The organism is Pantoea sp. S18, assembly GCF_045689705.1.
Taxonomy (GTDB): Bacteria; Pseudomonadota; Gammaproteobacteria; order Enterobacterales; family Enterobacteriaceae; genus Pantoea; species Pantoea symbiotica.
Genome location: NZ_CP142688.1, coordinates 1962048 through 1985410 on the forward strand (window position 1 = coordinate 1962048; position 23363 = coordinate 1985410).

The window sequence follows — 23363 nt, forward strand, 5'->3', positions numbered from 1 at the left end:
GTCGTAGGGTCGTCATTTATGGCGACCAGGTGCGTATAAATGCGCGCCCTACGAAACCCGCACCGTTGTCGTAGGGTCGTCATTTATGGCGACCAGGCGCGCATAAATGCGCGCCCTACAAAACCCCGAGGCTACATCTCCCGCCAAAACTTCTTCTTAGTGGTTTTACCAATCCCCGGATTACAGCTGTTGGTCGGATCAAGCTGTTTCCAGTGCTCGACATGCTCACACGATGCCTGATAAAGATGACCGACATTGTGCTCGGCAGGATACTTCGCGCCGCGCTGTTCCAGATAGCGCTTCACCTCTTCCTTAAACACTTTCACGTCGTAGCCCGGTTTCAGCACGTAATCCTGATGATTGACGAAGCAGAAGAAGTGCCCGCAGCAGGAATCAACCTGTACCTGGGCCGCCAGATGATCCGGCAGCGTCAAACGCCATGCGTCGTCATTGCGGCGCAGCGCCACGTCAAATGCCACCAGCCGTTCGTTAGGGTTGTAGCCCAGCGCATCGCAGTAGGAAATGGTGCAGCCGCCGACGCCGAAACGCACCAAAAACGCGTCCGCCGCTTCACGCGCATTGCAACGGAAAAAGCCGCCTGGCTGCTCAGCAAAGAACTGCTGTAACAAGCTCTGTAACTCATCGGTTTGTGGCGACTCGACTTTGATCATCAGATGATGTTGATACTCGCTGCGGTAATCCATGATGCGCGGCGCGATAAAGCTAGGCGTCAGCTGGTTAAAGAATTGCAGCACCCGATCAACAAAATTGCGCGGCAGGAACTTCAGGTGGCTGACGCGCACATCCCATTTGGCTTTGTTGGCCATCATCTGCGGAATGGCCTGCGGTCCCAGTTTGCGGATCGCCAGATACATATGCTTGGCGTAGCGCACGGTTAAATCGAAGGCGTTGCGATGGATATATTCCGCCTGCAGCGGCAGCTCGCTCATCCTGGTTAGCAGGAAACGGCGCAGTGCCACCAGCACGCTCTCATCATTAGTGCCGATGTAGAAGGTATCGCTGCCGGTGCTGGCTTCGAAGGTCGGCAAGCGCACGGCGAACACCACCACTTTACCGGCGCTGCCTGAGCTGTCGTGTAAGTAATGCAGATCGCCATTGAAACGCGCCGGGGAATCTGCGGCCACATCTCGCAGGCGGTAGGCATAATCATCCGCCCAGATTTTTCCCTGCCAGTCGGGCTGCTCACCGGTTTGATAGCGCTGCTGCGTCAGGTTTTCCAGCATCACTTCTGGCGTGTCGCCCAACTCGATGCCGAGATGGTTGACCATCTCTAAACGACCATCGTCATGAATGCGGGCGAACAAGGATTTTTCGGTGAAAGCGGGGCCGCGTCGAATCAGCGAGCCACCGGAATTATTACAAATCCCGCCGACCACCGACGCGCCGATGCAGGATGATCCAATCACCGAGTGTGGCTCACGACCGAGCGGCTGCAAGGTGTGCTCCAGTTCGGTCAAGGTGGTGCCGGGGAAAGCAATCACCTGACGCACCTGATCAATCACCTGCACGCCTTTGAGCTGGCGGGTGCTGATAATCACGATATCGCGGTCATAATCATTGCCGTCGGGCGTTGAGCCACCGGTGACGCCGGTATTCGAGGCCTGCATCAGCACAATGACATCGTGCGCCACGCAAACCTGCAGCGTTTGCCACAGCTGCAACAGTGTTTGCGGTAACGCCACCGCCAACGCTTCACCGCGTCCGACGCGGAATCCCTTTATGTACCAGGCTTTATCATCCGCATGGGTTAATACCTGTTTCTCGCCAACCACCTCTGCCAACTTACGCAACATATCCTTCTGCATGCTCATTTTTTCTCTTCTTTATTCTTTATCTGCCACGGTATTGGACAAGTGCATCGGCATTGAGTCAATCATTCACTGGCCCTGACGCATAAATAACGCACGTAATCATTATCCCTTTATCTGATACGGAATAAGCGTCAGGAACCGATAAAAATGCGCGGGAAATCACAAAATAGATCGAAAGAAAAACAGCGAGTAGGGTGTTTATTTAATCCGCCGGTTTTACTGCGAAAAATGAATATAACCATATGATTTTATTTGTTATTAATGATTTAAGGTGAAAAATGGCATGTGATTTATATCACAAAATTTTGCCTGTATTGGATGCTGTCAATGATCTCACTCGGGGAATTCATCGCAAAAGTGTGACATTCGTTGCAAATAACAATGTCGTTAATCGGAAGAATGAATTCCAGACGTACAGCATAAAGGATGATGACAATGAGAATTGGCATGGTGATCAGCGGTGGCGATGTTACCGGGATTAATAACTTTGTGTATCAAATATCGCGCTTAACTAAGGCGGAAATGGTGTTATTTAACGGTGGCATTCCGGGCCTGCTGGAAAATAATCACCAGGAAATATCCCAGCGCGATTTAGTGGATTACGCCATCGCTGCTATTCCGGTGATGCAATCGGGACGAACCAATAGAAAATTAATTCGTCCGGAATATGAAATCATCGCCAAACATCTTAAGTCGCTGCGCATCGATGTATTAATTATGGCGGGGGGCGATGGATCATTACAATTCCTGCATACGCTAAGCGAATTTGGCGTTAACTGTTTTGGCGTTGGCATGACCATCGATAACGATGTGTTTGGCAGTGATTACAGCATCGGTTTCTCCACCGCCTGCGAGCAGGTTTTAAAAGAGGTGGCGAAATTACGCAATACCGGCCGCGCCTTAACCGGTCGAGTGTTTATGGTGGAACTGCTGGGCGGTTATTGCGGTGAATTAACCTTGCAGTCGGCGATCAAATCCAATGCGGATTTCGCGCTGATTCCGGAATGCCAGATTGCACCACAAGAGCTGGCCGAGCGCATCACGCAGCGGCTGGCGGCGCAGAACAGCGTCATTATTTTATGTTCGGAAGGCTACACCCGTGAATATTCGCCGGGCTTTCAGGGCGCTATCGATACCTTAATTAAACAAATTGAACCGTTAATTGGTGTGCGTATTCGTAAAACAATTATCGGTTATGGCCTGCGTAATGGCGATCCTACCTGTGAAGAGATTTATCAGGGCACCATTATGGCCAGTGAAGTCGCGCGTTGTATTCAGTCGGGAATGCGCAACAAAGCGGTGATTATTAATGGCAATAATCGACCGATTCCGATTGATTTAATAAGCATGAAAAAACGCCTGGTCGATACGGAAGGGCATCATTATAAACTCGCTAAACAACTGCAAATTCTGTGAGGAAATAGCCATGCTGAAAATATTATGTGTCTGTGGATGTGGTTTGGGTTCAAGCTTTGCGATTGAGATGAGCGCCAAGTCGGTATTAAAAAAACTCGAAATTGATGCTGATATCGATCACACCACCATTTCTGAAGCCAACGCCTTTAAATCCGACATGATTTTAACCCAGAAAGCCTTTGCTGATGTGTTAAATGCCGATGCCAGCCCGGAACAGATCAAACGGGTGATTATTCTCAATAAGCTGACCGACAAAGCGGAAATTGAAGAGAAAATCGTGGCGTTTATGAAAGAACGTAACTTAAAGGTTGCTAATCATGAATAGTGTGATCGACTTCCTGGTAAAAGACTTATTGGGACAGGCATCAATTCTGATCGCCTTTATTGCCCTGATTGGTCTGCTACTGCAAAAAAAATCAGCGGGCAAGGTGGTGGAAGGCACCTTTAAAACCCTGCTTGGTTTCTTAATTATGATGGCCGGTATCAACATTATTGTCGGTACGCTGACCTTCCTGAACACCATTTTCACCCACGGTTTTGGCATGCAGGGTTATATCACTGACGTTGCCGCCATTGCCGGGTTAGCAAACCGCGAGCTGGGTTCAGAAGTGGCGCTGACGCTGTTGGTGATCTTTATCGTCAACATCATCATTGCGCGTCTGACACCGTTCAAATACATCTTCCTTACCGGTCAGGCGCTGCTGTGGATGGCGACCATCGGTGCGGTGATTGGCTATAAAGCGGGGCTGACAGGCTTACCTCTGATCCTTACCGGCGGCATCTTTGGCGGCATTATGGCGGTCGTGATGCCTGCACTGGCACAACCGGTGGTGCGTCGTATCACCGATTCCGACGACGTGGCGCTCGGTCACTTCTGCACCATCGGCTATCTGCTGACGGCGGCGGTGGCGAAGGTGGTAGGCAAAGGTTCGCGCTCCACTGAAGACCTCAAACTGCCCGACAACTTTAAATTCCTGCAGGATACCTATCTGTCGATGGCGGTGGTGATGGTACCGATGTACCTGATTCCTGCGGTCGCCGCCGGTCCGGAATTTATCGGCCAGTACAGCAACGGTATGAATTATCTGATGTACGCCTTTATGCAGTCGATTCAGTTCGTGTGCGGTGTGTTCGTGCTGTATAGCGGCGTGCGTCTGCTGCTGAACGAACTGGTGCCGGCTTTCCGTGGTATCGCCATGCGTCTGGTTCCGGATGCGAAACCGGCGCTCGACTGCCCGGTGATGTTCCCATACGCCCCGAATGCGGTGATCGTCGGCTTCCTCGCCACCACGCTGGGCTCGGTGGTGGGCATGCTGGTGTTCCCGATGTTTGGTCTGGCGATGATTCTGCCAGGTCTGCTGACCAACTTCTTTGCCGGTGGCACCGCAGGCGTGTTTGGTAATGCGCTTGGTGGTCGTCGCGGGGCGATGATCGGCGGTTTCGTGCACGGTCTATTCATCACCTTCCTACCGGCGATTCTGGTGCCGATGCTGGAAAGTTACGGTTTTACCGGCGTCACCTTCAGTGATTCGGATGTCATCAGTACCGGCCTGGTGCTCGGCCATGCATTCCAGAATAACTGGCTGTTCGTCGCGCTGTTTATTGCCTTCATTACTCTCATCGCCTGGTTTGTTAACGGAAAATCCACTAAGTCTAAATCCCATGAGGAAAAGCTCCATGAAACTTTATAACTTTACCGATCTGTTACAGGTGGCTAAAGAACGTGAATTTAAAGCGCTCGGTTCCTTTAATTTGCACTGCCTGGAAATGCTGCCGGCCTTTTTTAAAGCGGCGGAGAAAACCAATAGTCCATTAATGATTCAGATCTCAACCGGCACAGCGAAATATCTCGGACATAAATTATTGGTGGATGCGATTCGCTCACTGTCGGAAAGTCGTAACGTGCCGACCTGTTTGCACCTCGATCACTGTTCGGACTTAGATGCGATTCAAACTGCGTTGGATGCGGGCTTCAGTTCAATTATGTATGACGGCTCACATTTGCCGATTGAAGAGAACATCGCCAATACGCGCCGTGTTATTGATATGGCGCGCCCGCTGGCTGTTTCGGTAGAAGCTGAACTGGGCGCGATTGGCGGCTCGGAAGATGGCAAAGAAGTGGAAATGAACGATGCGGCCTTTACCACCGTCGATGAAGCCAAACGCTTTGTCGATGAAACCGGCGTCGATATGCTGGCCATCTCCATCGGTACCGTGCACGGCTTGTATACCGGCAAAGCGCATATTCAGCATCAACGCCTGGCGGATATCACCGATGCCACAAAAACGCCGCTGGTGCTGCACGGCGGAACCGGCGTCAGCGATGAAGATATGCGTCTTGCGGTGCGCAGCGGCATTGAGAAAGTCAACGTCGGCACCGAGATGAATGTGCAGTGGGTCGCAAACTGCAAGCAGACATTTGAAAAGGGCAAGGTCAACGACAGCGTGCGTAATTTCCTTGTGCCGGCCAACGATGCCGTAACCAATGTGCTGGTAGAAAAGATTCAGCTGTTCCGCTAATTCCGACTCACTCATGACGTAATAACCTGAGGTGCCCGGCGCCATTCGGGGCAGGAGACGCTATGTTTGGATTCTTGAAAAAGGGCTCCGATAATAAGAGCCAGGATTCACAGGAAATAGATCTTCAGGCTGAAACCATCAGCGGGAAAATAAGCGAACTGGAACAACAGTTAGCCAATAATCCGCAGGCGACAGAGACGCAAAAACAATTAATGCTGGAATATAATCGTGCATTAAATATTTTTGCGAAAAGCCGCCGCTTTCGTCAGGAAATTGATCCGCTGTTTGTCAAAATCGATGAACTGCGCAACACCATTCGCAAATCATTTTAAGGAGGCAGTATGAGTATTAAACAGCTGCTGCAGGAGGCAAGTGCGATTCAGGTGGGGATCAGCGCCAGGGATTGGCGCGAGGTGATCGCGCTGGCGGCGCTGCCGTTGGTGAACGGCGGTTACATCAAAGCCAGTTATCCGGAAGCGGTGATCGCCAACACGCTGGAGCATGGCGCTTATTACGTGTTTGAGGAGGGCATCGCCATTCCCCATGCGCGGCCGGAAACCGGCGTGCTGAAAGATTGTTTCAGCATGATTGTGCTGGATGAGCCGATTTCCTTCGACGGCAGCGACAAAGCCGACATCGTGATTATGTTCGGTGCGCGTGACAGCAACGCCCACATTGAAGAGGGCATCCGCGCGATTGTCACGCTGCTGGAAGATGAGGAGACGCTGGTGCGCTTGCGCAACGCCAGCAGTGCTGCGGAGGTGATAGAGATCCTATGACAACCGACACTGAAGAGAAGATGGTGGTGCTGGTGAACGGCATTCCGGCTTCCGGCAAAAGCACCCTGACGCGCGCGCTGGCCGAGCAATTCGGCTTTCCGGTGCTGACGCTGGATAGCCTGAAAGAGCCGTTTATGGCCAGCTTTGCGCCGGTGGATCGCCTGCGCAATCGTCAGCTAGGCTGTGCGGCGTATCAGGCGATCTGGCAAGTGGTGGCGCAAGCACCGACGCGTTGCATCTATGTCATCGATGCCTGGTTTGGCTTCCAGCCGAAAGAGGTATTGCAGCAGGGATTGCAACAGGCGGGCGTGACGCGGGTGCTGGAGTTGTGGCTGGCGATCACGCCAGATGAGGCGGTGGCGCGTTATCAGGCACGTTTAACCGATCGCATGCCGGGACATCCGGGCGCGGAGTATCTGCCAGAACTGCGCAAGTTAGCGGAAACCGCCCAGCCGATGGCGCTGGGTCCGGTGTTGCAGCTTAACGCGCGCAACCCGGACCAGGCGGCGGCCTGCGCCTGGTTGCAGCGCCAACTGCGGCTGCCAATCAGCGCTCAACCGGTTTTATCGGCATCGGGCTGAAAAACGCGTGCGCTGAGAAAGTCGATCAGCGCACGTACTTTTGGCGACGGATATTTACTGGCGGGCCACAACAAATGGAATACGTTACGGTGGCAGGCGAAGTCGCTCAATACTTCACGCAGCGTACCTTGTGCCAGTGCCTCACGAATAGAGAAATCCGGCAGCATGGCGATGCCTAAGCCACGCATGGCAAAGCAGACGCGGGTTTCAATGTTGTTACAAATCATGGTGGTGGGCAGCGTCAGTTCCTGTTCATCTTCGTAACCGCGTAGTACCCAGCGCTCAAGCTTGCCCGTGGTGTTGAAGCGATAGTGCAAACAAGCGTGCTGAGTCAACTCTTCAGGCGTTTTGGGTTCACCCTGCCGAGCCAGATAGTCCGGCGATGCGACTGCAACAGAATAGGCATAGCCTAGTTTACGCGCCGACAGCCGTGAATCCGTTGGCGGACCGCCGCGCATCACTGCGTCATACCCTTCGGCAATCACATCTACCACGCGATCGCTGAAATCCAGATCGAGCTGAATCTCCGGATATGCCCGCATAAAATCGCCTAATACCGGCAAGATCAGCGATCCTACAATCGGCAGGCTCAGTTTCAAACGCCCACTTGGCCGCCCAGCGGCCTGTGACAGTTCGCTTTCGGCAGCCTCAATCTCCGCCAAAATGCGGCGACTGCGCTGCAGGAAAAGGGAGCCTTCGGCAGTCAGCGTGATGCTACGTGTGCTGCGGTGAAACAGCCTGACACCGAGTTTCTCCTCCAGCCGCGCCACACTTTTCCCCACCGCAGAAGCAGAGATCCCCAAATGACGCCCGGCAGCAACAAAGCTGCGGGTTTCAGCGACCTGCACGAACACCACAAACCCGTTCAGACTGTCCATTTGATTCCGCCATTGCGGACATTATTGTCCGTTAAGTCGAGAAATATACCCCGCTTTTTCCGTAATTGAGAAGTGGCTACTGTGATGTCATTCATTATTGAGGAGAGAAAAGCATGCAGGGTTTACTTCAGACAGTGATTCAGCAGGCGCTGGACCAGCAGCGTTTAGTCGGGGTCGAGGTGATGGCCGCGCAGCGCGGCGAGATTATTTATCACCAGGCGGCGGGATGGGCCGACCAGGAAAATCAGCGTCCGATGGCGAAAAGGGGGCATTTCCGTCTCGCGTCGGTGAGCAAACTGATCGTTTCCACCGCTGCAATGGTGCTAGTGGCGCAAGGCAGTGCGGCAACCATCAGCATGTCAGGCGCGTTTGTTAATGAACTGCGTGACGCGGTGTATCAGGGTTTGTGGGAGGAACAATGAGAGATCGCTTACCGTTGATTCCGTTGCTGGCGCTAAGTCTGGCGGCGTTTGTCACCATTGTTACCGAAGCACTTCCCGCCGGATTATTGACGCCGATGGCGCAGGATTTTGCCATTTCAGCCGCTGCGGCTGGGCAGAGCATAACCGCCTATGCGGTGGGCTCCTTTCTGGCCGCCATCCCGCTGATGACACTGTTGCAAGGAATGCGCCGCCGCCGTTTATTGTTGTTAACGCTGGCCGGTTTTACCGTGGCGAATCTGGTGACGGCCATTGCCCGTGATTACACCTTGCTGCTAGTGGCGCGCACGGTTGCAGGCGCTGCAGCAGGCGTACTTTGGGCGCTGCTGGCGGGCTACGCGGCAGCGATGGCGCCTGCGCAGCAAAAGGGCAAAGCAATTGCCATTGCGATGGCCGGCACGCCGCTGGCGCTCTCAATCGGCGTGCCGCTTGGCACTTTCGTCGGGAATGCCATCGGCTGGCGCGAGAGTTTTATGGCACTCAGTGCGTTGTCAATGCTGTTGATGCTGGTGCTGCGTCTGACCGCACCGGAGCAGCCGGGACAATCGGCGCAGCAACGTAGGCCACTGCGTGCTGTGTTGCGTTTACCCGGCGTGCGCAGCGTATTATTACTGGTGCTTTGCATCGTGCTGGCGCACAACATTCTCTACACCTATATCTCACCTTTCTTGCAACCTGCGGGCTTAATGGCGCGAACTGACGCGATACTGCTGCTGTTTGGCCTCTGCTCGCTGGTCAGCATCGTTATCACCGGCATATTCGTCGACCGATTTTTACAGCCGCTCACGCTAATCAGCATCGGCCTTTTCATGGTGGCTGCGTTATTGCTGCAACTGAATGCTGCGAGCGAGCAGCTGGTGTGGCTGGCGGTGGCATTGTGGGGATTGGCGTTTGGTGGGGCGGCGACGCTGTTGCAAACCGGCATGGTGAATCGCGCCGGTGCCGCGACCGATGTCGCGCAATCTATGCTGGTCACGGTGTGGAATCTGGCGATGGCTGGCGGCGGCATGCTCGGTGGCGTGTTACTGCAAAATCTCGGTATCGGCAGTTTTGCCCCGGTGTTATTGCTGTTGTTGGTCATGGCGTTGGGCATTGCCTGGTGGTCAGGTCAGCGCGGGGTGCAGGCCAGCGTTAATCCTTTGTCGTGATAATAACCGCATGATTTGTCAATGCATATCCGGCAGTATCAACCAGGCTTTTGTGATTACGCTCACAGAGGAAAGCATGATGAATATCGATCTACACGGAAAAACAGCCTTAGTGACCGCATCAACCGGCGGTATCGGTTTTGCCATTGCACAAGGTCTGGCGGCCAGCGGGGCGGAAGTGGTGCTGAACGGGCGCAGTGAAGCCTCGGTGAGTCGTGCGCGCGAGAAGCTCAACGGCTTAGTGGTGGGGGCGAAAATTCACACTTTTATCGCCGATCTCGGCAGTGCACAAGGTGTTAAGCAACTGCTCAACGGTTTGCCGCCAATCGATATTCTGGTGAATAACGCTGGGATTTACGGTCCGCAGGATTTTTATCAAGTGGATGACGACACCTGGGATGCCTATTGGCAAACCAACGTGATGTCCGGTGTGCGCCTGTCGCGGGCTTTGTTGCCGGAGATGGTGAAACGCGGTTGGGGCCGCGTGGTGTTTATCTCTTCAGAGTCAGCACTGAATATTCCCGCCGATATGCTGCATTACGGCGTGAGTAAAACCGCGCAGCTGTCGCTGGCGCGCGGGCTGGCGAAAGTGGTGGCGGGCAGCGGCGTGACGGTGAACAGCGTGTTGCCGGGCCCAACGCTCTCCGATGGTTTTGCCGCAATGATGGAAGATGAAGTGAAACGCACCGGTAAGCCGCTGGAAGAGTTGGCGAAAGAGTTTGTCATGGCTCAGCGTCCGAGTTCGGTGATCCAGCGTGCTGCTACGGTGGAAGAGGTGGCGAACATGGTGGTGTATGTTTGTTCGAAACAGGCATCCGCGACGTCCGGTGCCGCGCTGCGCGTCGATGGCGGCGTGGTGGATGATATTGTTTAGCCGGGTGCGGTGATTGACAAGGTCGCCATGAATGGCGACCCTACGACGCTCGCACCACAAAGACAAAAGTTTACACAGCAAAGCTTGGTGTTTCTGCTGCAGATGCTTAAAATGCCCGCACTTTTCTCTGAGGCTGCGGCATGACGATATCGCTATCACGCGCAAAATGGATTCTGGCACTGGTTTGTCTGGTGCTGGAGTTTTGTCTCGTCCAGCGCAGCTTCAATTTGCCTTCTGCACCTTTAACGCAGGTCAGCGCGTCCGCGCAAACTCACAGTAGTGACGATGCCAGCGGCAGTGAAAAACCTTGTGCACTGAGCGCCAAATCGCTGAGTGCCGCTGCACCCATCCTTGATACCGCATTGCCTTTCCTGCTGTTGTTGCTGGCGCTGATCGCCACCTTTACACAAACCACCACTTCCGTCGGCTATCGCCGCGCACCGCTGTTTCCGCCTCTGCGACGGCGGCATCTGACCTTCTGCGTCTTCCGGGAATAACACCTGCGCGTTACATCGCGTAAACCCTGTTATTCACTGGAGAATTCACATGACTGTATTGATCAGGAGCCTGTTGCTCCTGCTGGCGAGCTGCGCGATTACTGCGCAGGCGGCAGACACCGGCTGGCTGCGTAATGCGCAAAATAGCCATGCCGAAGTGCGCCTGCGCAGCGCCAGCCACAACGATAATCAGCAACTGCTGCTGGATATTCGCCTGCAACCTGGCTGGAAAACCTACTGGCGTACGCCAGGCGAAGGCGGCGTTGCGCCGGAAATCCGCTGGCAAACGCCGGATGTAAAGGCGCAGTGGTTCTGGCCTGCGCCCGAACGTTTTGACGTTAGCGGCTTGACCACACAAGGCTACAAAGGCGATATCACGCTGCCGATCGAACTGGCGAAACTGTCGAGCCAGCAGCTCGCAGGAACGCTGACGCTTTCGACCTGCAGCGACGTCTGCATCCTCACCGACTTCCCCTTCAGCCTCGATCTGACGCAGCCCGCTGACGCCGATTTTGCCCGCGATTTCGCCGAGGCGATGGGACGCATCCCGGCCGCCAGCGGCTTAACCGATCAACTCGACGCCAGCTTTGTGAATGGCGAATTGCAGATTCGCGCACAGCGTCAGGGTGGCTGGCAACAACCTGAACTGTTCTTCGATTATCCGCAGGGCAGCATGCTGGCGGCACCGCAAATCAGTGTGAAAGGCGACACGCTCAGCGCGCGGGTGGCGGTCACCGATGAATGGGGCGAAGCGGCACCGGATCTGCGCGGCAAAACGTTGTCGCTGGTGGTTGCCGATGGTGGGATTGCGCAGCAAAGCGCGATAAATATTGGCGCGGAAGCGTTGGTATCCGGCGATGGCGCGCAAACCTTCTGGTCGGTGTTGCTGCTGGCGCTGCTCGGTGGCTTGATCCTCAACCTGATGCCGTGCGTGTTGCCGGTGCTGGCGATCAAACTCAGCAGCCTGGTGCAGCAGCAAGGGCAAACGCAGCGTCAGACGCGCCAGCAGTTTCTCGCCTCCAGCGCCGGGATCATTTTCTCCTTCCTGCTTTTGGCGCTGTTGATGACCGGACTCCGTCTCAGCGGTCAGGCGCTTGGCTGGGGCATTCAGTTCCAGAGCAGCGGCTTCCTGCTGGTGATGGTGTTGGTGATGTTCCTGTTCAGCGCCAGCCTGTTTGATCTGCTGCATTTCCGCTTGCCGTCGGGTTTGAATACCAAACTGGCGACGCAGGGCGGCGACGGCTTGCTCGGGCACTTCGGCCAGGGCGCGTTTGCCACTTTGCTGGCCACGCCGTGCAGCGCGCCGTTTCTTGGTACTGCGGTGGCCTATGCGCTGACGGCACCGCTGCCGCAACTGTGGCTGCTGTTTGTCGCGCTCGGCGTCGGCATGAGTTTGCCGTGGCTGCTGGTGGCGGCGTTACCGGGCATGGCGCGCTGTTTGCCGCGTCCGGGGCGCTGGATGGTGCATCTGCGCAGCGTGCTCGGCCTGTTTATGCTGCTCGCCACCTTCTGGTTGGTGACATTGCTGGTACCGCATTGGGGCAGCACCTTCGCGCTGGTGCTGGCGGGTATGTTACTCGCGGTACTTTGCGGCTGGCTGGTGAAACGTCGCGCGCTACAACAGGCGGGCGTGGTGTTTATCACTCTGACGCTGGCTGGTGCGCTATTCCTGATGACGCGCATCACGCCGGAAGAGGAGACGCTGCATTGGCAGCCATTGACCGAAGCGGCGATCCATCAGGCACTCGAGCAGAATAAACGGGTGTTTGTCGATGTCACCGCCGACTGGTGCATCACCTGCAAAGTGAACAAATCCCGCGTTCTGAATCAGCCCGATGTGCGTGCTGCGCTAAAAGCCGATGACGTGGTGCTGCTGCGCGGCGACTGGACGCAGCCCGATCCTGCCATCGGTGAATTCCTGCGCCGCCGCGACCGCGTGGCAATCCCTTTTAACCAAATTTATGGCCCGGCACTGCCGCAAGGCCAGATTTTGTCACCGCTGCTGAGTCGTGAAGCGGTGATCTCCACTCTCTCTGAGGCGAAAAAATAATGAAGAAATCCCTGTTACTGCCACTGATGTTCCTTGCCATGCCTGCGCTGGCGGCCGCGCCTTTTACCCCTGAGCAGGAAGCGCGTATTAAAGAACTGATCCGTGAAACCTTGGTGCAAAATCCGTCGATTCTGGCGGAAGCGGCTGATGCGTTTGATAAAGAAGCAGCGCAACAGCAGCAAAATGTGGTGGCGCAAATGGTGAAGAAAAACCATGACGCGTTGTTCAACGATGCTGGTTCACCGCGCATCGGCGCTGAAAAACCGGCGCTGACGCTGGTCTACTTCACCGATTACAACTGCGTGTTCTGTAAGAAGTTTGAAGCTGATATCGAAAAACTGCTGAAAGCGTATCCGCAGGTTGCGGTGGTGATTAAACCGCTGCCGTATCGCTCTGAAACCTCACTCACCTCGGCGCGTCTGGCGCTCACCGTGTGGGAGCAGCAGCCGAAAAACTTCCTCAAGCTGCATGAGCGTTTGATGGCGAAAAAGGGCAATCACGATACCGCCAGCATCGACGCGGCGCTGGAGAAAACCGGCATCAAGCTGAAAGAGCCAAGCAAAGTGAGCCTCGACACCATCAACAGCAACCTGACGCTGGCGCAGCAGCTCGGCGTGCAAGGTACGCCAGCGACGCTGGTGGGCGATCAGATGATCAGCGGCGCGGTGCCGTATGAGCAACTGGAAGCGGCAGTGAAAGGCGCGCTGCAGGCGAAGCAATGAGTCGACTAAAGCGCTGGCTGCGTGAGGCGCTGCTATTAGTGCTGATTGTCGCGGCGGCGCTGTGGGGCATGGATTGGCTGCGCGCACCGCAGCTGCCTGCCGACCTAGCGCAACAGCCGCTCACCTCGCTGCAAGGCGAGGTCAATCTGGCGGAGCTCAGTCAGGATCGGCCATTGCTGGTTTACGTCTGGGCAACCTGGTGCGGCGTATGCAAACTCACCACGCCAACTGTGGCGGCGATGAGCCAGCAAGGTTACAAGGTGGCGAGTATTGCGCTGCGCTCCGGTAACGATATGCGCGTAGCAACCTGGCTGGAGAAGAAAGGGCTGCAAGGCGTGGCGATCAATGATGAGAGCGGGGCGATCGGCCAGCGCTGGGATATTCAGGCCACGCCGACCTTTATCGTGCTGCATCAGGGCAAAGTCATTAGCACCAGCAGCGGCTGGACCAGCGCTTGGGGGCTGAAGCTGCGCCTCTGGTGGGCTTCCCGCTAGTCTGTCTGGCGGCACGTTATGGTGCCGCCAGAAAATCCTCGCGCTGCGGCGTGAACGTATCCAGCAATACGCCCGCTTCCAGACATACGCAGCCGTGCACAATGTTCGGTGCTTTATACAGCGTATCGCCGGCGCTGACTTCTTTGGTTACACCATCAATGGTGAAGGCAAAACGTCCGGACAGGACGTAGGTGAGCTGCTCATGCGGATGATGATGCAGCGGACCAACAGCATCCTGCTCAAAAGTGACTTCCACCGCCATCATGGTGCCGCCGTGCGCCAGAATTCGGCGCGTCACGCCGTTGCCTAAATCGTCCAGTTGGGTTGTGCTTTTATAGATAAACATGATTTCTCCTTGCAGGTTGCATCGTCAATGTGTGACTTAACTCACAGTCAAAAAGGCATTTAAAGGCTGCATTTTAACGATCTTTGATTAAAATGAAACGGTGTTTCAATTTAATCTGAGGATGGATCATGAAAATCGCTTTGATGATGGAAAACAGCCAGGCTGCGAAGAACGCAACGGTGTTGAAAGAGCTTCAGTCTGTGGCGCAACCGCTCGGGCATCAGGTGTTTAACGTCGGTATGAGCGACGAACAGGATCACCATCTTACCTATATTCACCTCGGCATCATTGCCAACGTACTGCTTAACAGCAAAGCGGTAGACTTCGTGGTAGCCGGTTGCGGCACCGGCCAGGGCGCGCTGATGTCGCTGAACCTGCATCCCGGCGTGGTGTGCGGTTACTGCATCGATCCAGCAGATGCCTATCTGTTTGCGCAAATCAACAACGGGAATGCGCTGTCGCTGCCGTTCGCTAAAGGCTTCGGCTGGGGCGCGGAACTGAACCTGCGCTTTATCTTCGAAAAAGCCTTCACCGGCGAAAAAGGGCACGGTTATCCGCCTGAGCGCAAAGAACCACAGGTGCGCAACGCAGGTATCCTGAACGAAGTGAAAGCCGCGCTGTTGAAAGAGAATTACCTCGACTCACTGCGTGCTATCGATCCGGAACTGGTGAAGACCGCAGTAAGCGGCCCGCGCTTGCAGCATTGCCTGTTTGAACATGGGCAGAATCAGGAGATCGTGGGTTTTGTACGTGAACTGACGCAGTAATTTTCTGGGTTTTACGTAGGGTGCGCATTCATGCGCACCTGGTAAAGTGGTCGCCATAAATGGCGACCCTACGCCAAAACCCCGTTATCCTGCCTGCTTGCATCCACCAGCATCTGCGTATAGGCCACCTGCGCGCGATTGTGCACCAGCGCATCGACATCCAGCGTCTCCAGCACTTTGCCGTGCTGCATCACCGCCACGCGATGGCACAGATGCGCCACCACGCCGAGATCGTGCGTCACCATCAAATAGGTCATTTTCTCCTGCTGCTGCAAATCGCTGAGCAGATTGAGGATCTCCGCTTGCACCGACACATCCAGCGCCGAGGTCGGTTCATCCAGCAGCAGCACGCGCGGTTCGAGGATCAGTGCGCGGGCAATCGCGACACGCTGGCGTTGACCGCCGGACAGCTGATGCGGATAACGGGTTTGCCACGCGCGATTGAGGCCGACCTTCTCCAGCATGGCGATGACCCGCTGCTGGCGCTGACCGATGCCGTGAATCTGTAGCGGCTCCTCGAGAATATCGCCGATGGTGTGACGCGGATGCAGCGATCCGTAGGGATCCTGAAACACCATCTGCACGCTGCGGCAGCGCTCGCGGGCGATACGATGTTCGAGCGGCACGCCATCAATCGCCAGCTCACCGTGCCAGTGAGTAAACAGCCCGGCAAGGCATTTGAGTACCGTGGTTTTACCCGATCCCGACTCGCCGACCAGGCCAAAAATTTCACCCTGACGAATCGACAAATTAACGTCGAACAGCACCTGATTACGCCGCTCCTCCTCACCGAAACTGAGGTTGAGATTACTTACGCGGATCATCTCGTTCATCATTGCTCCTTAGGGTTGCAGCCAGCTGGCTTGACGTTGCAGCACCGGCAGACGGGCGCGACGCTGATCCATATCCGGCAGCGCGGCGAGTAGGCCTTGCGTGTAGGGATGCTGAGCCTGGTCGAGCTCGCTGGCCGCCAGTGACTCCACCACGCGCCCGGCATACATCACCAATACGCGGTCGCAGAAGCGCCGCACCAGATTGATGTCGTGACTGATAAAAATCAGCCCCAGACCGCGCTGTTTCACTAAATCGTCCAGCAGCGCCAGCACCTGCAGACGCACCGAAACATCCAGCGCCGAAGTGGGCTCATCGGCGATCAGCAGTTCGGGATCGGTAATCAGCATCATGGCGATCATCACGCGCTGGCCCTGACCGCCGGAAATCTCGTGCGGATAACATTGATAGATGCGGCCCGGATCGCGCACCTGCACCACTTCGAGCATCTCCATCGCTCGCTGCCGCGCAACCGCGCGCTGGCCGGGATGATGGCTGCGCCAGGCTTCAGCAATTTGCTCGCCCACTCGCACCACCGGATTCAGAGAGTATTTTGGGTCCTGCATAATCATTGAGATGCGCTTGCCGCGAATGGCGCGCATCTGTGCTGGCGTGGCGTGCAGTAGATCCACGTCACCAAACTGCATGCGCTGGGCGGTGACCTGCGCGCTGCGCGGATGCAGCTGTAACAGTGCGCGGCCCACGGTGGATTTGCCGGAACCGGATTCACCGACAATCGCCAGTTTCTCCTTGCCCAACTGGAAGGAGATGCCGCGCACGGCGGGCGTCACCAGCCGGCCATTGACGAAATTGACCTGTAAATCCTGCACGTCGAGCAACGGTGCAGCGCTATTCGCTGCGGGGATCGAGGATGTCACGTAAGCCATCTCCTAAGAAGTTGAACGCTAAGCTGTTGATCAGAATCGCCAAACCTGGCACCGTCACCACCCACCAGCACTCCAGCATGTAAGTGCGGCCGCTGGCGATCATCGCACCCCATTCCGGATCCGGTGGCTGCGCGCCCAAACCGAGAAAACCGAGTCCGGCAGCGGTCAGGATGATGCCCGCCATATTCATGGTGATGCGGATAATCACCGACGGCAGGCACAGCGGCACAATGTGCTTCCACAAAATGCGCAGTGAAGAGGCGCCTTGTAAGCGCACCGCGGAGACAAAATCGGCCTGGCGCAGCGACAGCGCTTCGGCGCGCGCCAGGCGTGCAATCGGCGGCCAGGCGGTGAGCGTGATGGCGATCACCACATGCTCCAGTCCCGGACCGAGCGCGGCGACAAACGCCAGCGCCAGCACCAGGCTCGGAAAGGAGATGAAGATGTCGGTGACGCGCATCAACACGCTATCGACTTTGCCGCCGAAGTAACCGGCGGTGACGCCGAGCAGCAAACCCAGCGGGCCAACGGTGATCGATACCAGCAGCACGATATACAGCGTGATGCGCGCGCCCCACACCAGACGGCTGAAGATGTCACGGCCAAACTCATCGGTGCCAAACCAGTGCTGCGCGTTGGGCGGCGTCAGTGCATTGTTGAGATCCTGAATCAGCGGATGGTAGGGCGCGATCCACGGCGCAAACAGCGCCACTATCAGCAGCAGCAAAATGATGCCGCCGCCAATCGCGGTTAACGGATTGCTCGCCATCTGCCAGAGAAAATGGCCGATGCGCGCGCCGGTGCGGCGACAGCGCGCCAGCCGTTCGCGCGTCTGGCTGGCTAACGGCGTATCGAGAGAAATCGTCATACTTTGGTCCTCGGATCGAACACCTGATAGAGCAGGTCAGAGAGAAGATTGAGCAGCACGAAAATCAGGCCGACCACCAGCACGCAGCCCATCACCGCATTCATATCGCCGAGCATCAAACTGCCGGTGAGATAGGAGCCAAAACCGGGCCACGAGAACACGGTTTCAATCAGCACCGCGCCCTCCAGCAGCGAGCCGTACGCCAGCGCTACCACCGTCAGCAGCTGCACCAGAATATTGCGGAACGCGTGCTGCCAAATCACCTGCCATTCGCTGAGGCCTTTCACCCGCGCCGTCAAAATGAACTCCTGCGATAGCTGCGCCAGCATAAAGCTGCGCGTCATGCGGCTGATGTAAGCCAGCGAGTGAAAGCCGAGCAGCGACGCGGGCAGAATCAGATGATTGAGCGCATTGCTGAACACCGTAAAGTTGCCAACCAGCAAGGCATCGATCAGCAGAAAACCGGTGCGACGCGGCACAATGCCATCAAGACTGAAATCAACACGCCCGGCGCCGCCGACCCAGCCGAGATGGGCATAAAACAGCAGCAGGCCGACCATGCCCACCCAGAAGATTGGCGTGGAGTAACCCGCAAGGCTGATGATGCGCACCAGATAGTCAATCACGCTGTTGCGGCGCGCGGCGGCCCACACGCCCAGCGGGACGCCGAGGCCGGTACCAATCACAATCGCCAGCGTTGCCAGTTCCACCGTGGCCGGGAAGACGCGCAGGATATCGTTGATCACCGGTTGTCCGGTCAGCAGCGCCAGCCCGAGGTTGCCGTGCAGGAGGCCTTGCAGATAGATGCCAAACTGCACCCACAGCGGTTTATCGAAGCCGAGCTGGTGATAAACCTGCTGATAGGTGTTGTGATCGGCATCCGGCCCGACAATCGCCAGCACCGGGTCGAGCGGCATGACGCGACCAATAAAGAAGGTCAGCAGCAGCAGGCCAAACAGCGTGATCGCGACCTGCACGCTGCGGCTACGCAGGCGTCGCCAGTGGCTTTTTGTTAGCTTCATTGCGCACCTCCCGCCAGGCTGTCTGGCGTTTTCCAAACGTCACGCAGGAAAGTGGTGGCCGACGGATGCGGCACGTAATCCTGCACGCGATTGTTCACCACCACCGAATCGGTCATTTGCGAGATTGGCATCAGCGCCGGAATCAGCTGGTCGTAACGCTGCTGGATGGCGAAGTAATCCTGCTGTTGCTGTTTTACATCGCGCTCCAGCAGCGCTTTATCGATCATGCTGTTCAGCTGCGCGTCATAAAAACCGGTGCGCCAGCCCTGAAAATTGGTGAGTCGCGCGCTATCGGCATTATTCGGGTTATACACCAGTGCGCGAAGGCTGGAGTGCGGATGCGGCTCCACGCCGCTGCCGCCGCGTCCCACCAGCAGGTTGAACTGGCGTTCACGCATCGCACCGTAAATCTGGTTGCCGGTGCCGGTGATGATTTTGGCGCGAATGCCGCCTTGCATCAGCGTGGACTGAATCGCAATGGCGACATTAAGGAACGGCTGATCGGCCAGTACGCGTAACGTAGTATCAAAACCGTTGGGATAACCGGCGGCGGCGAGAAGCGCTTTGGCGCGTGGTACATCCAGCTTGTAGCCCGGATCGGGTAACGTTGCCGGCATGCCGGATTGAATCGGCCGCTGATGCAGCGTGCCGTAACCGGCCATCAACGTTTTGTTAATCCCCTGATAATCCACCAGATAACGCAGCGCTTCGCGCACCTGCGGATTGGCGAAGTGATCATCCTTCATGCTCATCGCCAGGTAATAAATCGTGCCTTTTTGTACCGCGTCGATGGTGAGATCGGGATCGTGGCGCAGCGCTTTCACATCGGGGATCGCCATATTGCTGGCGATATCAAGATCGCCTTTTTCCATCATCAGGCGCAAGGTTTGCGACTCCTGCAGATGACGGAACACCACGCGCGTCAACTTCGGCGCACCGCGCCAGTAATTGGCGTCGCGGCTGATGCGCAGCACATCTTTGGCCTGCCACACATCCAGGCGAAACGGCCCGGAACCTGCTTCATGGGTGGTGAGCCAGCGATTGCCCCAATCGTTATTCACCGCCTGCGCCTGCACGGTTTTGCTGTCGAGCACCACCATGCTGCCGAGCGCTGCCAGCGAGTAGAGCACCAGCTTGGGATCGTTAGGCTTGGGCAGGCGAATCACCACCGTGCGCGCGTCCGGCGCGGTGATCATCTGATCCACGTTCTCTTTGCTAAAGCCGTAAGATTTCCATACCGACGCCTGCGCCAGATTAAGGTGCAGCACGCGGCGCATCGACCAAATCACATCGTCGCTGCTCAACGGATTGCCGGAGTGGAAGGTGACATTGTCACGAAGATGGAAGGTTAGTTGACGATTGTCGGGGCTGATCTCCCAACGCTCTGCCAGCGCCGGGCGCACGTTGGTGAGCTGTTGCGGATCTAACTCGACTAAACCGTCATAGAGATTAACCACAATGCCGACCACTTCATTGCCGGTCATGGCGGCGGGATCGAGTGTGAGTAAGTTGTTCATGTTCATGCCCACAATTAGCTGGTCGTCTGGCGTGGACGCCAGTAGCGACGGGCTACAGGTGAGCAGCAGCAGCGCGGCGCACCACGCTCTGCAGGGGTTCATCAGGTTCATAAGCAAAGTCCAGCAGGTCAGAGGTTTATAGTTTTTTGCCGTACTGCTTGTGTTGGGCGCTTACCAGCGATTTAGCGTGTGCGTCTCAATCCACGCGAAATTGATATCCTCCCCAAGTCCAGGGCGCGTTGGCAGATGCACAAAACCGTCGGCATCCATCGGATCGACCAGCGCGTTGAGATAGGCGGGTGGCTGTTCGTAATCAAGGAACGGATGCAGCAGACCGCGTTCGTACCAGCGGCAGTTGCGGATGGCGCCAACTACCGCGATGCTGGCGGCGCCGTTGCCGTGCACTTCGCAATCCATACCAAAGGCTTCGGCCAGGCTGGCGACTTTCATAGTGGCGGAGATGCCGCCAACGCCATTCGCACCGGCACGCAGAATGTCGCAGGCACCGGCACGCACCCAATCGGCGCGGCTGTGGTGTTTACCGCCAAGACTTTCCGGGCCGAGCACGTCAATGCTGAGGTTTTCCGCCAGCCACGCGTACGACGCCATGCTTTCCTCTTCCATCGGCTCTTCGAACCAGGCGAAATTGAGTTTTTCCAATGCTTTACCGATGGTGAGCGCATCGCTGCGGCTGTACCAGTGATAGCCGTCGAGCATCAGGGCGATGTCTGGACCAACCGCTTCGCGCACCGCAGCGCAAGCTTTGATGTCCATTTGTGGACTTGGCGCGAACGACACCGGCGGCATCCAGGTGTGCAGTTTGATGGCTTGATAACCGCGCGCGACCAGCTTTTCGGCAAACTGCGCGTATTCTTCGGGTGTGGATAAACCGCCTTCCAGCTCATCGCCGCACATGGTGCTGCCGTAAGCAGGGATTTTCTCGCGATAGCCGCCGAGCAACTTATGCACCGGCTGCTTGAGTTTGCGGCCAATCAAATCCCACAGCGCCTGTTCCACCGCCGATAACGCGCGTTCGGTGAGTTGATGGGCGCTACCGCGCTGCCAGTGCACCAAATCCTGCCACAGACGTTCGCGATCAAAGGCATTTTGCCCAATCAGCACTTTGCGGAAGAAGGCATTTACCACGTGCGGACGAATCACTTCGGCCGGGGCAAAGGCGTAGCCGCAATCGCCATCTTCGCTGGTGATGGTCAGCAGCGCCATTTGCGCATCGCTCTCTGCACCGGGATGCGAATGTCCGGCGCTGTCAGAGACGCGGCGCGTAGGGTAGCTAAACAGGGTGACATCAATGGCACTGATCTTCACGGTAACTCCTCCTTCAACTCGGTAGCTTGCCCAGCTGGGCATTAACATAAAAAATAAAACGCCGTTTCATTTTGTAATTTAGCGTTCACATTTTGTTTACGCATTAGCCAAAGCGCGGGATAGCGCGGCGATTAATTGGGCATTTGCCCGGTGCACTGTGAGGTTTTTCACGAATGAAGGGCATTTTGTGAGCGATTGCACAGTGGGAAATCGCTGAGGGAATGTAAAAAAATGTGTCTCCGGGGCTTTTCATTTGCTGTCAGCCAGGTAATAGTGACGCCGCGAAATTTTAATAATAATCATTATCATTCCGGGTAGATCAAATGAAAAAATGGCTGTTTGCACTGGGGTTACTGGCGGTGGCGAGTCACGCTTCTGCTAAAACGATTACCGATGTGGCTGGACGACAGGTTGAAGTCAAAGAAGAATCCAAACGCATTATTCTCGGCGAAGGTCGTCAGATGTATCTGCTGGCGGCGTTTGATACTGCTGCGCCGTTCCAGCGCGTGGTGGGCTGGCGCGACGATTTCCATAAAGCCGATTACGACGGCTATATGGCGTATGAGAAGAAATATCCGCAGATCAAAAAGCTGCCGACCTTTGGTGGCGCGAAAGATGGCACCTTTAACGTCGAGCAGGCGCTGACGCTGAAGCCGGATTTAGTGCTGATGAATCTCGAATCCAAAGCCGCGACCGACGAAGGCAAGCTGATCGAGAAGTTGCAAGCGGTGGGCGTGCCGGTGGTGTTTATCGACTTCCGCGAGAAGCCGATGGAACATGCTGAGCAAAGCATCCGCATCATGGGCGAGCTGGTTAACAATCCGCAGCGCGCCGAAGAGATCGTAGCGTTCCGCCGTGCGCAAATCGAAAAGGTGACCGATCGCCTGAAGAACTTTAACGGCACGCGTCCGAAAGTGATGATTGATCGCGCAGGCGGCTACACCGACGAGTGCTGCATGTCGTTTGGTAACGAGAACTTTGGTCAGATGGTGGAACTGGCGGGCGGCAGCAATATTGCCAAAGACCTGATTCCAGGCACCTTCGGCACGCTCAATCCTGAGCAGATCATCGCCAGCCGTCCCGATGTGGTGGTGGTAACCGGTGCGAACTGGAAAAACTACAACACCGTTGGCAAATGGGTCGGCGTGGGTCCCGGTGCAGATGTAAAAGAAGCGACGGCGCGTTTGCAGCTACTAATGATGCGTGACGCCTTCAAAACGCTGCCGGTAGCGCATAACGGTAACGCACATGCTATCTGGCATCAGTTCTACGACAGCCCATATCAGTTTGTTGCGATTCAGGTGCTGGCGAAGTGGCTGCATCCTGAACTGTTTGCCGATCTCGATCCGGACGCCACGTTCCGTGAGTTCCACGAAAAGTTCCTGCCATTGCCTTATCAGCCGGGTTATTGGGTAAGCCTGCCGGCAGATAAGTCTTAAGTTTGAGTGTGTTAGATAAGTGTTAAACGTTACTGTTTATCTTTACTAATATTTCACAGGTGGTGGCACGTTGTTTCAGAAAAGCGAAACGCGTGCGCCATCTGATGTTAATACGGTAAAAGGGAGAGA

25 protein-coding genes are annotated in these 23363 nt (G+C 56.0%); 16 read left to right on the top strand and 9 right to left on the bottom strand.

The features are described 5' to 3' along the window. Nucleotides 1-131: 131 nt before the first annotated feature. The gene (gene dld, locus VIJ98_RS09105; RefSeq protein WP_323273518.1) at nucleotides 132-1832 is read right to left on the bottom strand and encodes a D-lactate dehydrogenase; all 1701 of its coding nucleotides are present in this window, start codon (nucleotides 1830-1832) and stop codon (nucleotides 132-134) included. 435 nt (nucleotides 1833-2267) lie between these two features. Between dld and VIJ98_RS09110 the strand changes: the two genes are divergently transcribed. The 7 genes from VIJ98_RS09110 to VIJ98_RS09140 all read left to right on the top strand — a co-directional run bounded on the left by VIJ98_RS09110 (nucleotide 2268) and on the right by VIJ98_RS09140 (nucleotide 7128). Then, nucleotides 2268-3248 (top strand): 6-phosphofructokinase, encoded by a 981-nt coding sequence (locus VIJ98_RS09110; protein WP_323273520.1) that lies wholly within the window; start codon nucleotides 2268-2270, stop codon nucleotides 3246-3248. Nucleotides 3249-3258: 10 nt separating this feature from the next. Further along, entirely contained in the window at nucleotides 3259-3573 is a 315-nt protein-coding gene (locus VIJ98_RS09115) for a PTS sugar transporter subunit IIB (protein WP_008110086.1), read from the top strand. Continuing rightward, on the top strand, nucleotides 3566-4939 hold the full coding sequence (locus VIJ98_RS09120; protein ID WP_008110085.1) for a PTS sugar transporter subunit IIC: 1374 nt from the start codon (nucleotides 3566-3568) through the stop codon (nucleotides 4937-4939). The genes VIJ98_RS09115 and VIJ98_RS09120 overlap by 8 nt, the downstream gene beginning before the upstream one ends. Further along, on the top strand, nucleotides 4926-5768 hold the full coding sequence (locus VIJ98_RS09125; RefSeq protein WP_008110083.1) for a class II fructose-bisphosphate aldolase: 843 nt from the start codon (nucleotides 4926-4928) through the stop codon (nucleotides 5766-5768). The genes VIJ98_RS09120 and VIJ98_RS09125 overlap by 14 nt, the downstream gene beginning before the upstream one ends. Before the next feature lie 62 nt (nucleotides 5769-5830). Continuing rightward, nucleotides 5831-6100 (top strand): hypothetical protein, encoded by a 270-nt coding sequence (locus VIJ98_RS09130; RefSeq protein WP_008110081.1) that lies wholly within the window; start codon nucleotides 5831-5833, stop codon nucleotides 6098-6100. 9 nt (nucleotides 6101-6109) lie between these two features. Next, a complete protein-coding gene (locus VIJ98_RS09135) occupies nucleotides 6110-6547 on the top strand; it encodes a PTS sugar transporter subunit IIA (protein ID WP_091003163.1) in 438 nt (145 codons plus the stop codon). Beyond that, the gene (locus VIJ98_RS09140; protein WP_323273524.1) at nucleotides 6544-7128 is read left to right on the top strand and encodes an AAA family ATPase; all 585 of its coding nucleotides are present in this window, start codon (nucleotides 6544-6546) and stop codon (nucleotides 7126-7128) included. The genes VIJ98_RS09135 and VIJ98_RS09140 overlap by 4 nt, the downstream gene beginning before the upstream one ends. Here VIJ98_RS09140 and VIJ98_RS09145 read toward each other — a convergent pair. Then, nucleotides 7101-8006, bottom strand: coding sequence for a LysR family transcriptional regulator (locus tag VIJ98_RS09145; RefSeq protein ID WP_323273526.1), 906 nt, complete (start codon nucleotides 8004-8006; stop codon nucleotides 7101-7103). The two genes, VIJ98_RS09140 and VIJ98_RS09145, sit on opposite strands and share 28 nt — an antisense overlap. A 113-nt stretch (nucleotides 8007-8119) precedes the next feature. Between VIJ98_RS09145 and VIJ98_RS09150 the strand changes: the two genes are divergently transcribed. The 7 genes from VIJ98_RS09150 (at nucleotide 8120) to VIJ98_RS09180 (ending at nucleotide 14231) form a co-directional block, all read left to right on the top strand. After that, nucleotides 8120-8428, top strand: coding sequence for a serine hydrolase domain-containing protein (locus VIJ98_RS09150; RefSeq protein ID WP_323273528.1), 309 nt, complete (start codon nucleotides 8120-8122; stop codon nucleotides 8426-8428). After that, nucleotides 8425-9594 carry an MFS transporter gene (locus VIJ98_RS09155; protein ID WP_323273530.1) on the top strand — a complete coding sequence of 390 codons (1170 nt, stop codon included), beginning with the start codon at nucleotides 8425-8427 and terminating at the stop codon, nucleotides 9592-9594. Before VIJ98_RS09150 ends, VIJ98_RS09155 begins: the two co-directional genes overlap by 4 nt. Nucleotides 9595-9673: 79 nt before the next feature. After that, nucleotides 9674-10468 (top strand): SDR family oxidoreductase, encoded by a 795-nt coding sequence (locus tag VIJ98_RS09160; protein WP_323273532.1) that lies wholly within the window; start codon nucleotides 9674-9676, stop codon nucleotides 10466-10468. Between the two features lie 140 nt (nucleotides 10469-10608). Beyond that, nucleotides 10609-10965, top strand: a complete 357-nt coding sequence (locus VIJ98_RS09165; protein ID WP_323273534.1) for a hypothetical protein — start codon at nucleotides 10609-10611, stop codon at nucleotides 10963-10965. 49 nt (nucleotides 10966-11014) lie between these two features. Then, a complete protein-coding gene (locus VIJ98_RS09170) occupies nucleotides 11015-13015 on the top strand; it encodes a protein-disulfide reductase DsbD domain-containing protein (protein WP_323273536.1) in 2001 nt (666 codons plus the stop codon). Continuing rightward, complete coding sequence (locus VIJ98_RS09175; protein WP_323273539.1) at nucleotides 13015-13737, top strand: DsbA family protein; 723 nt, start codon at nucleotides 13015-13017, stop codon at nucleotides 13735-13737. The genes VIJ98_RS09170 and VIJ98_RS09175 overlap by 1 nt, the downstream gene beginning before the upstream one ends. After that, nucleotides 13734-14231, top strand: coding sequence for a protein disulfide oxidoreductase (locus tag VIJ98_RS09180; RefSeq protein WP_154194244.1), 498 nt, complete (start codon nucleotides 13734-13736; stop codon nucleotides 14229-14231). The genes VIJ98_RS09175 and VIJ98_RS09180 overlap by 4 nt, the downstream gene beginning before the upstream one ends. 16 nt (nucleotides 14232-14247) lie before the next feature. Here VIJ98_RS09180 and VIJ98_RS09185 read toward each other — a convergent pair whose 3' ends face one another. Next, complete coding sequence (locus tag VIJ98_RS09185; RefSeq protein WP_154152296.1) at nucleotides 14248-14577, bottom strand: cupin domain-containing protein; 330 nt, start codon at nucleotides 14575-14577, stop codon at nucleotides 14248-14250. A 128-nt stretch (nucleotides 14578-14705) separates the two neighbouring features. Here VIJ98_RS09185 and VIJ98_RS09190 point away from each other — a divergent pair, with 128 nt between their 5' ends. Next, entirely contained in the window at nucleotides 14706-15344 is a 639-nt protein-coding gene (locus tag VIJ98_RS09190) for an RpiB/LacA/LacB family sugar-phosphate isomerase (protein WP_323273545.1), read from the top strand. A gap of 68 nt (nucleotides 15345-15412) precedes the next feature. Here VIJ98_RS09190 and VIJ98_RS09195 read toward each other — a convergent pair whose 3' ends face one another. The 6 genes from VIJ98_RS09195 to VIJ98_RS09220 are packed head-to-tail and all read right to left on the bottom strand — an operon-like array spanning nucleotide 15413 to nucleotide 21795. Further along, nucleotides 15413-16168 (bottom strand): ABC transporter ATP-binding protein, encoded by a 756-nt coding sequence (locus VIJ98_RS09195; RefSeq protein WP_323275801.1) that lies wholly within the window; start codon nucleotides 16166-16168, stop codon nucleotides 15413-15415. A gap of 18 nt (nucleotides 16169-16186) precedes the next feature. Then, nucleotides 16187-17053, bottom strand: a complete 867-nt coding sequence (locus VIJ98_RS09200) for an ABC transporter ATP-binding protein (RefSeq protein WP_323273548.1) — start codon at nucleotides 17051-17053, stop codon at nucleotides 16187-16189. After that, the gene (locus VIJ98_RS09205; RefSeq protein ID WP_323273549.1) at nucleotides 17025-17930 is read right to left on the bottom strand and encodes an ABC transporter permease; all 906 of its coding nucleotides are present in this window, start codon (nucleotides 17928-17930) and stop codon (nucleotides 17025-17027) included. The genes VIJ98_RS09200 and VIJ98_RS09205 overlap by 29 nt, the downstream gene beginning before the upstream one ends. Continuing rightward, a complete protein-coding gene (locus VIJ98_RS09210; RefSeq protein ID WP_008110051.1) occupies nucleotides 17927-18952 on the bottom strand; it encodes an ABC transporter permease in 1026 nt (341 codons plus the stop codon). The genes VIJ98_RS09205 and VIJ98_RS09210 overlap by 4 nt, the downstream gene beginning before the upstream one ends. Continuing rightward, nucleotides 18949-20580 (bottom strand): ABC transporter substrate-binding protein, encoded by a 1632-nt coding sequence (locus VIJ98_RS09215; RefSeq protein WP_323273550.1) that lies wholly within the window; start codon nucleotides 20578-20580, stop codon nucleotides 18949-18951. Before VIJ98_RS09215 ends, VIJ98_RS09210 begins: the two co-directional genes overlap by 4 nt. 60 nt (nucleotides 20581-20640) lie before the next feature. Next, the gene (locus VIJ98_RS09220; RefSeq protein WP_323273551.1) at nucleotides 20641-21795 is read right to left on the bottom strand and encodes a mandelate racemase family protein; all 1155 of its coding nucleotides are present in this window, start codon (nucleotides 21793-21795) and stop codon (nucleotides 20641-20643) included. 323 nt (nucleotides 21796-22118) lie between these two features. Between VIJ98_RS09220 and VIJ98_RS09225 the strand changes: the two genes are divergently transcribed. Further along, nucleotides 22119-23234: an ABC transporter substrate-binding protein gene (locus VIJ98_RS09225; RefSeq protein ID WP_323273554.1), complete on the top strand. Its 1116-nt coding sequence runs from the start codon at nucleotides 22119-22121 to the stop codon at nucleotides 23232-23234. Nucleotides 23235-23363: the final 129 nt, after the last annotated feature.

What these genes read in the sequence shown, in the direction of transcription:
- VIJ98_RS09170 (WP_323273536.1), top strand. Translation starts at nt 11,015, where the DNA reads ATGACTGTATTGATCAGGAGCCTGTTGCTCCTGCTGGCGAGCTGCGCG.
- VIJ98_RS09210 (WP_008110051.1), bottom strand. Translation starts at nt 18,952, where the DNA reads ATGAAGCTAACAAAAAGCCACTGGCGACGCCTGCGTAGCCGCAGCGTG.
- VIJ98_RS09145 (WP_323273526.1), bottom strand. Translation starts at nt 8,006, where the DNA reads ATGGACAGTCTGAACGGGTTTGTGGTGTTCGTGCAGGTCGCTGAAACC.
- dld (WP_323273518.1), bottom strand. Translation starts at nt 1,832, where the DNA reads ATGAGCATGCAGAAGGATATGTTGCGTAAGTTGGCAGAGGTGGTTGGC.
- VIJ98_RS09135 (WP_091003163.1), top strand. Translation starts at nt 6,110, where the DNA reads ATGAGTATTAAACAGCTGCTGCAGGAGGCAAGTGCGATTCAGGTGGGG.
- VIJ98_RS09120 (WP_008110085.1), top strand. Translation starts at nt 3,566, where the DNA reads ATGAATAGTGTGATCGACTTCCTGGTAAAAGACTTATTGGGACAGGCA.
- VIJ98_RS09205 (WP_323273549.1), bottom strand. Translation starts at nt 17,930, where the DNA reads ATGACGATTTCTCTCGATACGCCGTTAGCCAGCCAGACGCGCGAACGG.
- VIJ98_RS09215 (WP_323273550.1), bottom strand. Translation starts at nt 20,580, where the DNA reads ATGAACCTGATGAACCCCTGCAGAGCGTGGTGCGCCGCGCTGCTGCTG.
- VIJ98_RS09225 (WP_323273554.1), top strand. Translation starts at nt 22,119, where the DNA reads ATGAAAAAATGGCTGTTTGCACTGGGGTTACTGGCGGTGGCGAGTCAC.
- VIJ98_RS09160 (WP_323273532.1), top strand. Translation starts at nt 9,674, where the DNA reads ATGAATATCGATCTACACGGAAAAACAGCCTTAGTGACCGCATCAACC.
- VIJ98_RS09110 (WP_323273520.1), top strand. Translation starts at nt 2,268, where the DNA reads ATGAGAATTGGCATGGTGATCAGCGGTGGCGATGTTACCGGGATTAAT.
- VIJ98_RS09125 (WP_008110083.1), top strand. Translation starts at nt 4,926, where the DNA reads ATGAAACTTTATAACTTTACCGATCTGTTACAGGTGGCTAAAGAACGT.
- VIJ98_RS09175 (WP_323273539.1), top strand. Translation starts at nt 13,015, where the DNA reads ATGAAGAAATCCCTGTTACTGCCACTGATGTTCCTTGCCATGCCTGCG.
- VIJ98_RS09130 (WP_008110081.1), top strand. Translation starts at nt 5,831, where the DNA reads ATGTTTGGATTCTTGAAAAAGGGCTCCGATAATAAGAGCCAGGATTCA.
- VIJ98_RS09115 (WP_008110086.1), top strand. Translation starts at nt 3,259, where the DNA reads ATGCTGAAAATATTATGTGTCTGTGGATGTGGTTTGGGTTCAAGCTTT.
- VIJ98_RS09155 (WP_323273530.1), top strand. Translation starts at nt 8,425, where the DNA reads ATGAGAGATCGCTTACCGTTGATTCCGTTGCTGGCGCTAAGTCTGGCG.
- VIJ98_RS09180 (WP_154194244.1), top strand. Translation starts at nt 13,734, where the DNA reads ATGAGTCGACTAAAGCGCTGGCTGCGTGAGGCGCTGCTATTAGTGCTG.
- VIJ98_RS09185 (WP_154152296.1), bottom strand. Translation starts at nt 14,577, where the DNA reads ATGTTTATCTATAAAAGCACAACCCAACTGGACGATTTAGGCAACGGC.
- VIJ98_RS09140 (WP_323273524.1), top strand. Translation starts at nt 6,544, where the DNA reads ATGACAACCGACACTGAAGAGAAGATGGTGGTGCTGGTGAACGGCATT.
- VIJ98_RS09190 (WP_323273545.1), top strand. Translation starts at nt 14,706, where the DNA reads ATGAAAATCGCTTTGATGATGGAAAACAGCCAGGCTGCGAAGAACGCA.
- VIJ98_RS09150 (WP_323273528.1), top strand. Translation starts at nt 8,120, where the DNA reads ATGCAGGGTTTACTTCAGACAGTGATTCAGCAGGCGCTGGACCAGCAG.
- VIJ98_RS09195 (WP_323275801.1), bottom strand. Translation starts at nt 16,168, where the DNA reads ATGATCCGCGTAAGTAATCTCAACCTCAGTTTCGGTGAGGAGGAGCGG.
- VIJ98_RS09165 (WP_323273534.1), top strand. Translation starts at nt 10,609, where the DNA reads ATGACGATATCGCTATCACGCGCAAAATGGATTCTGGCACTGGTTTGT.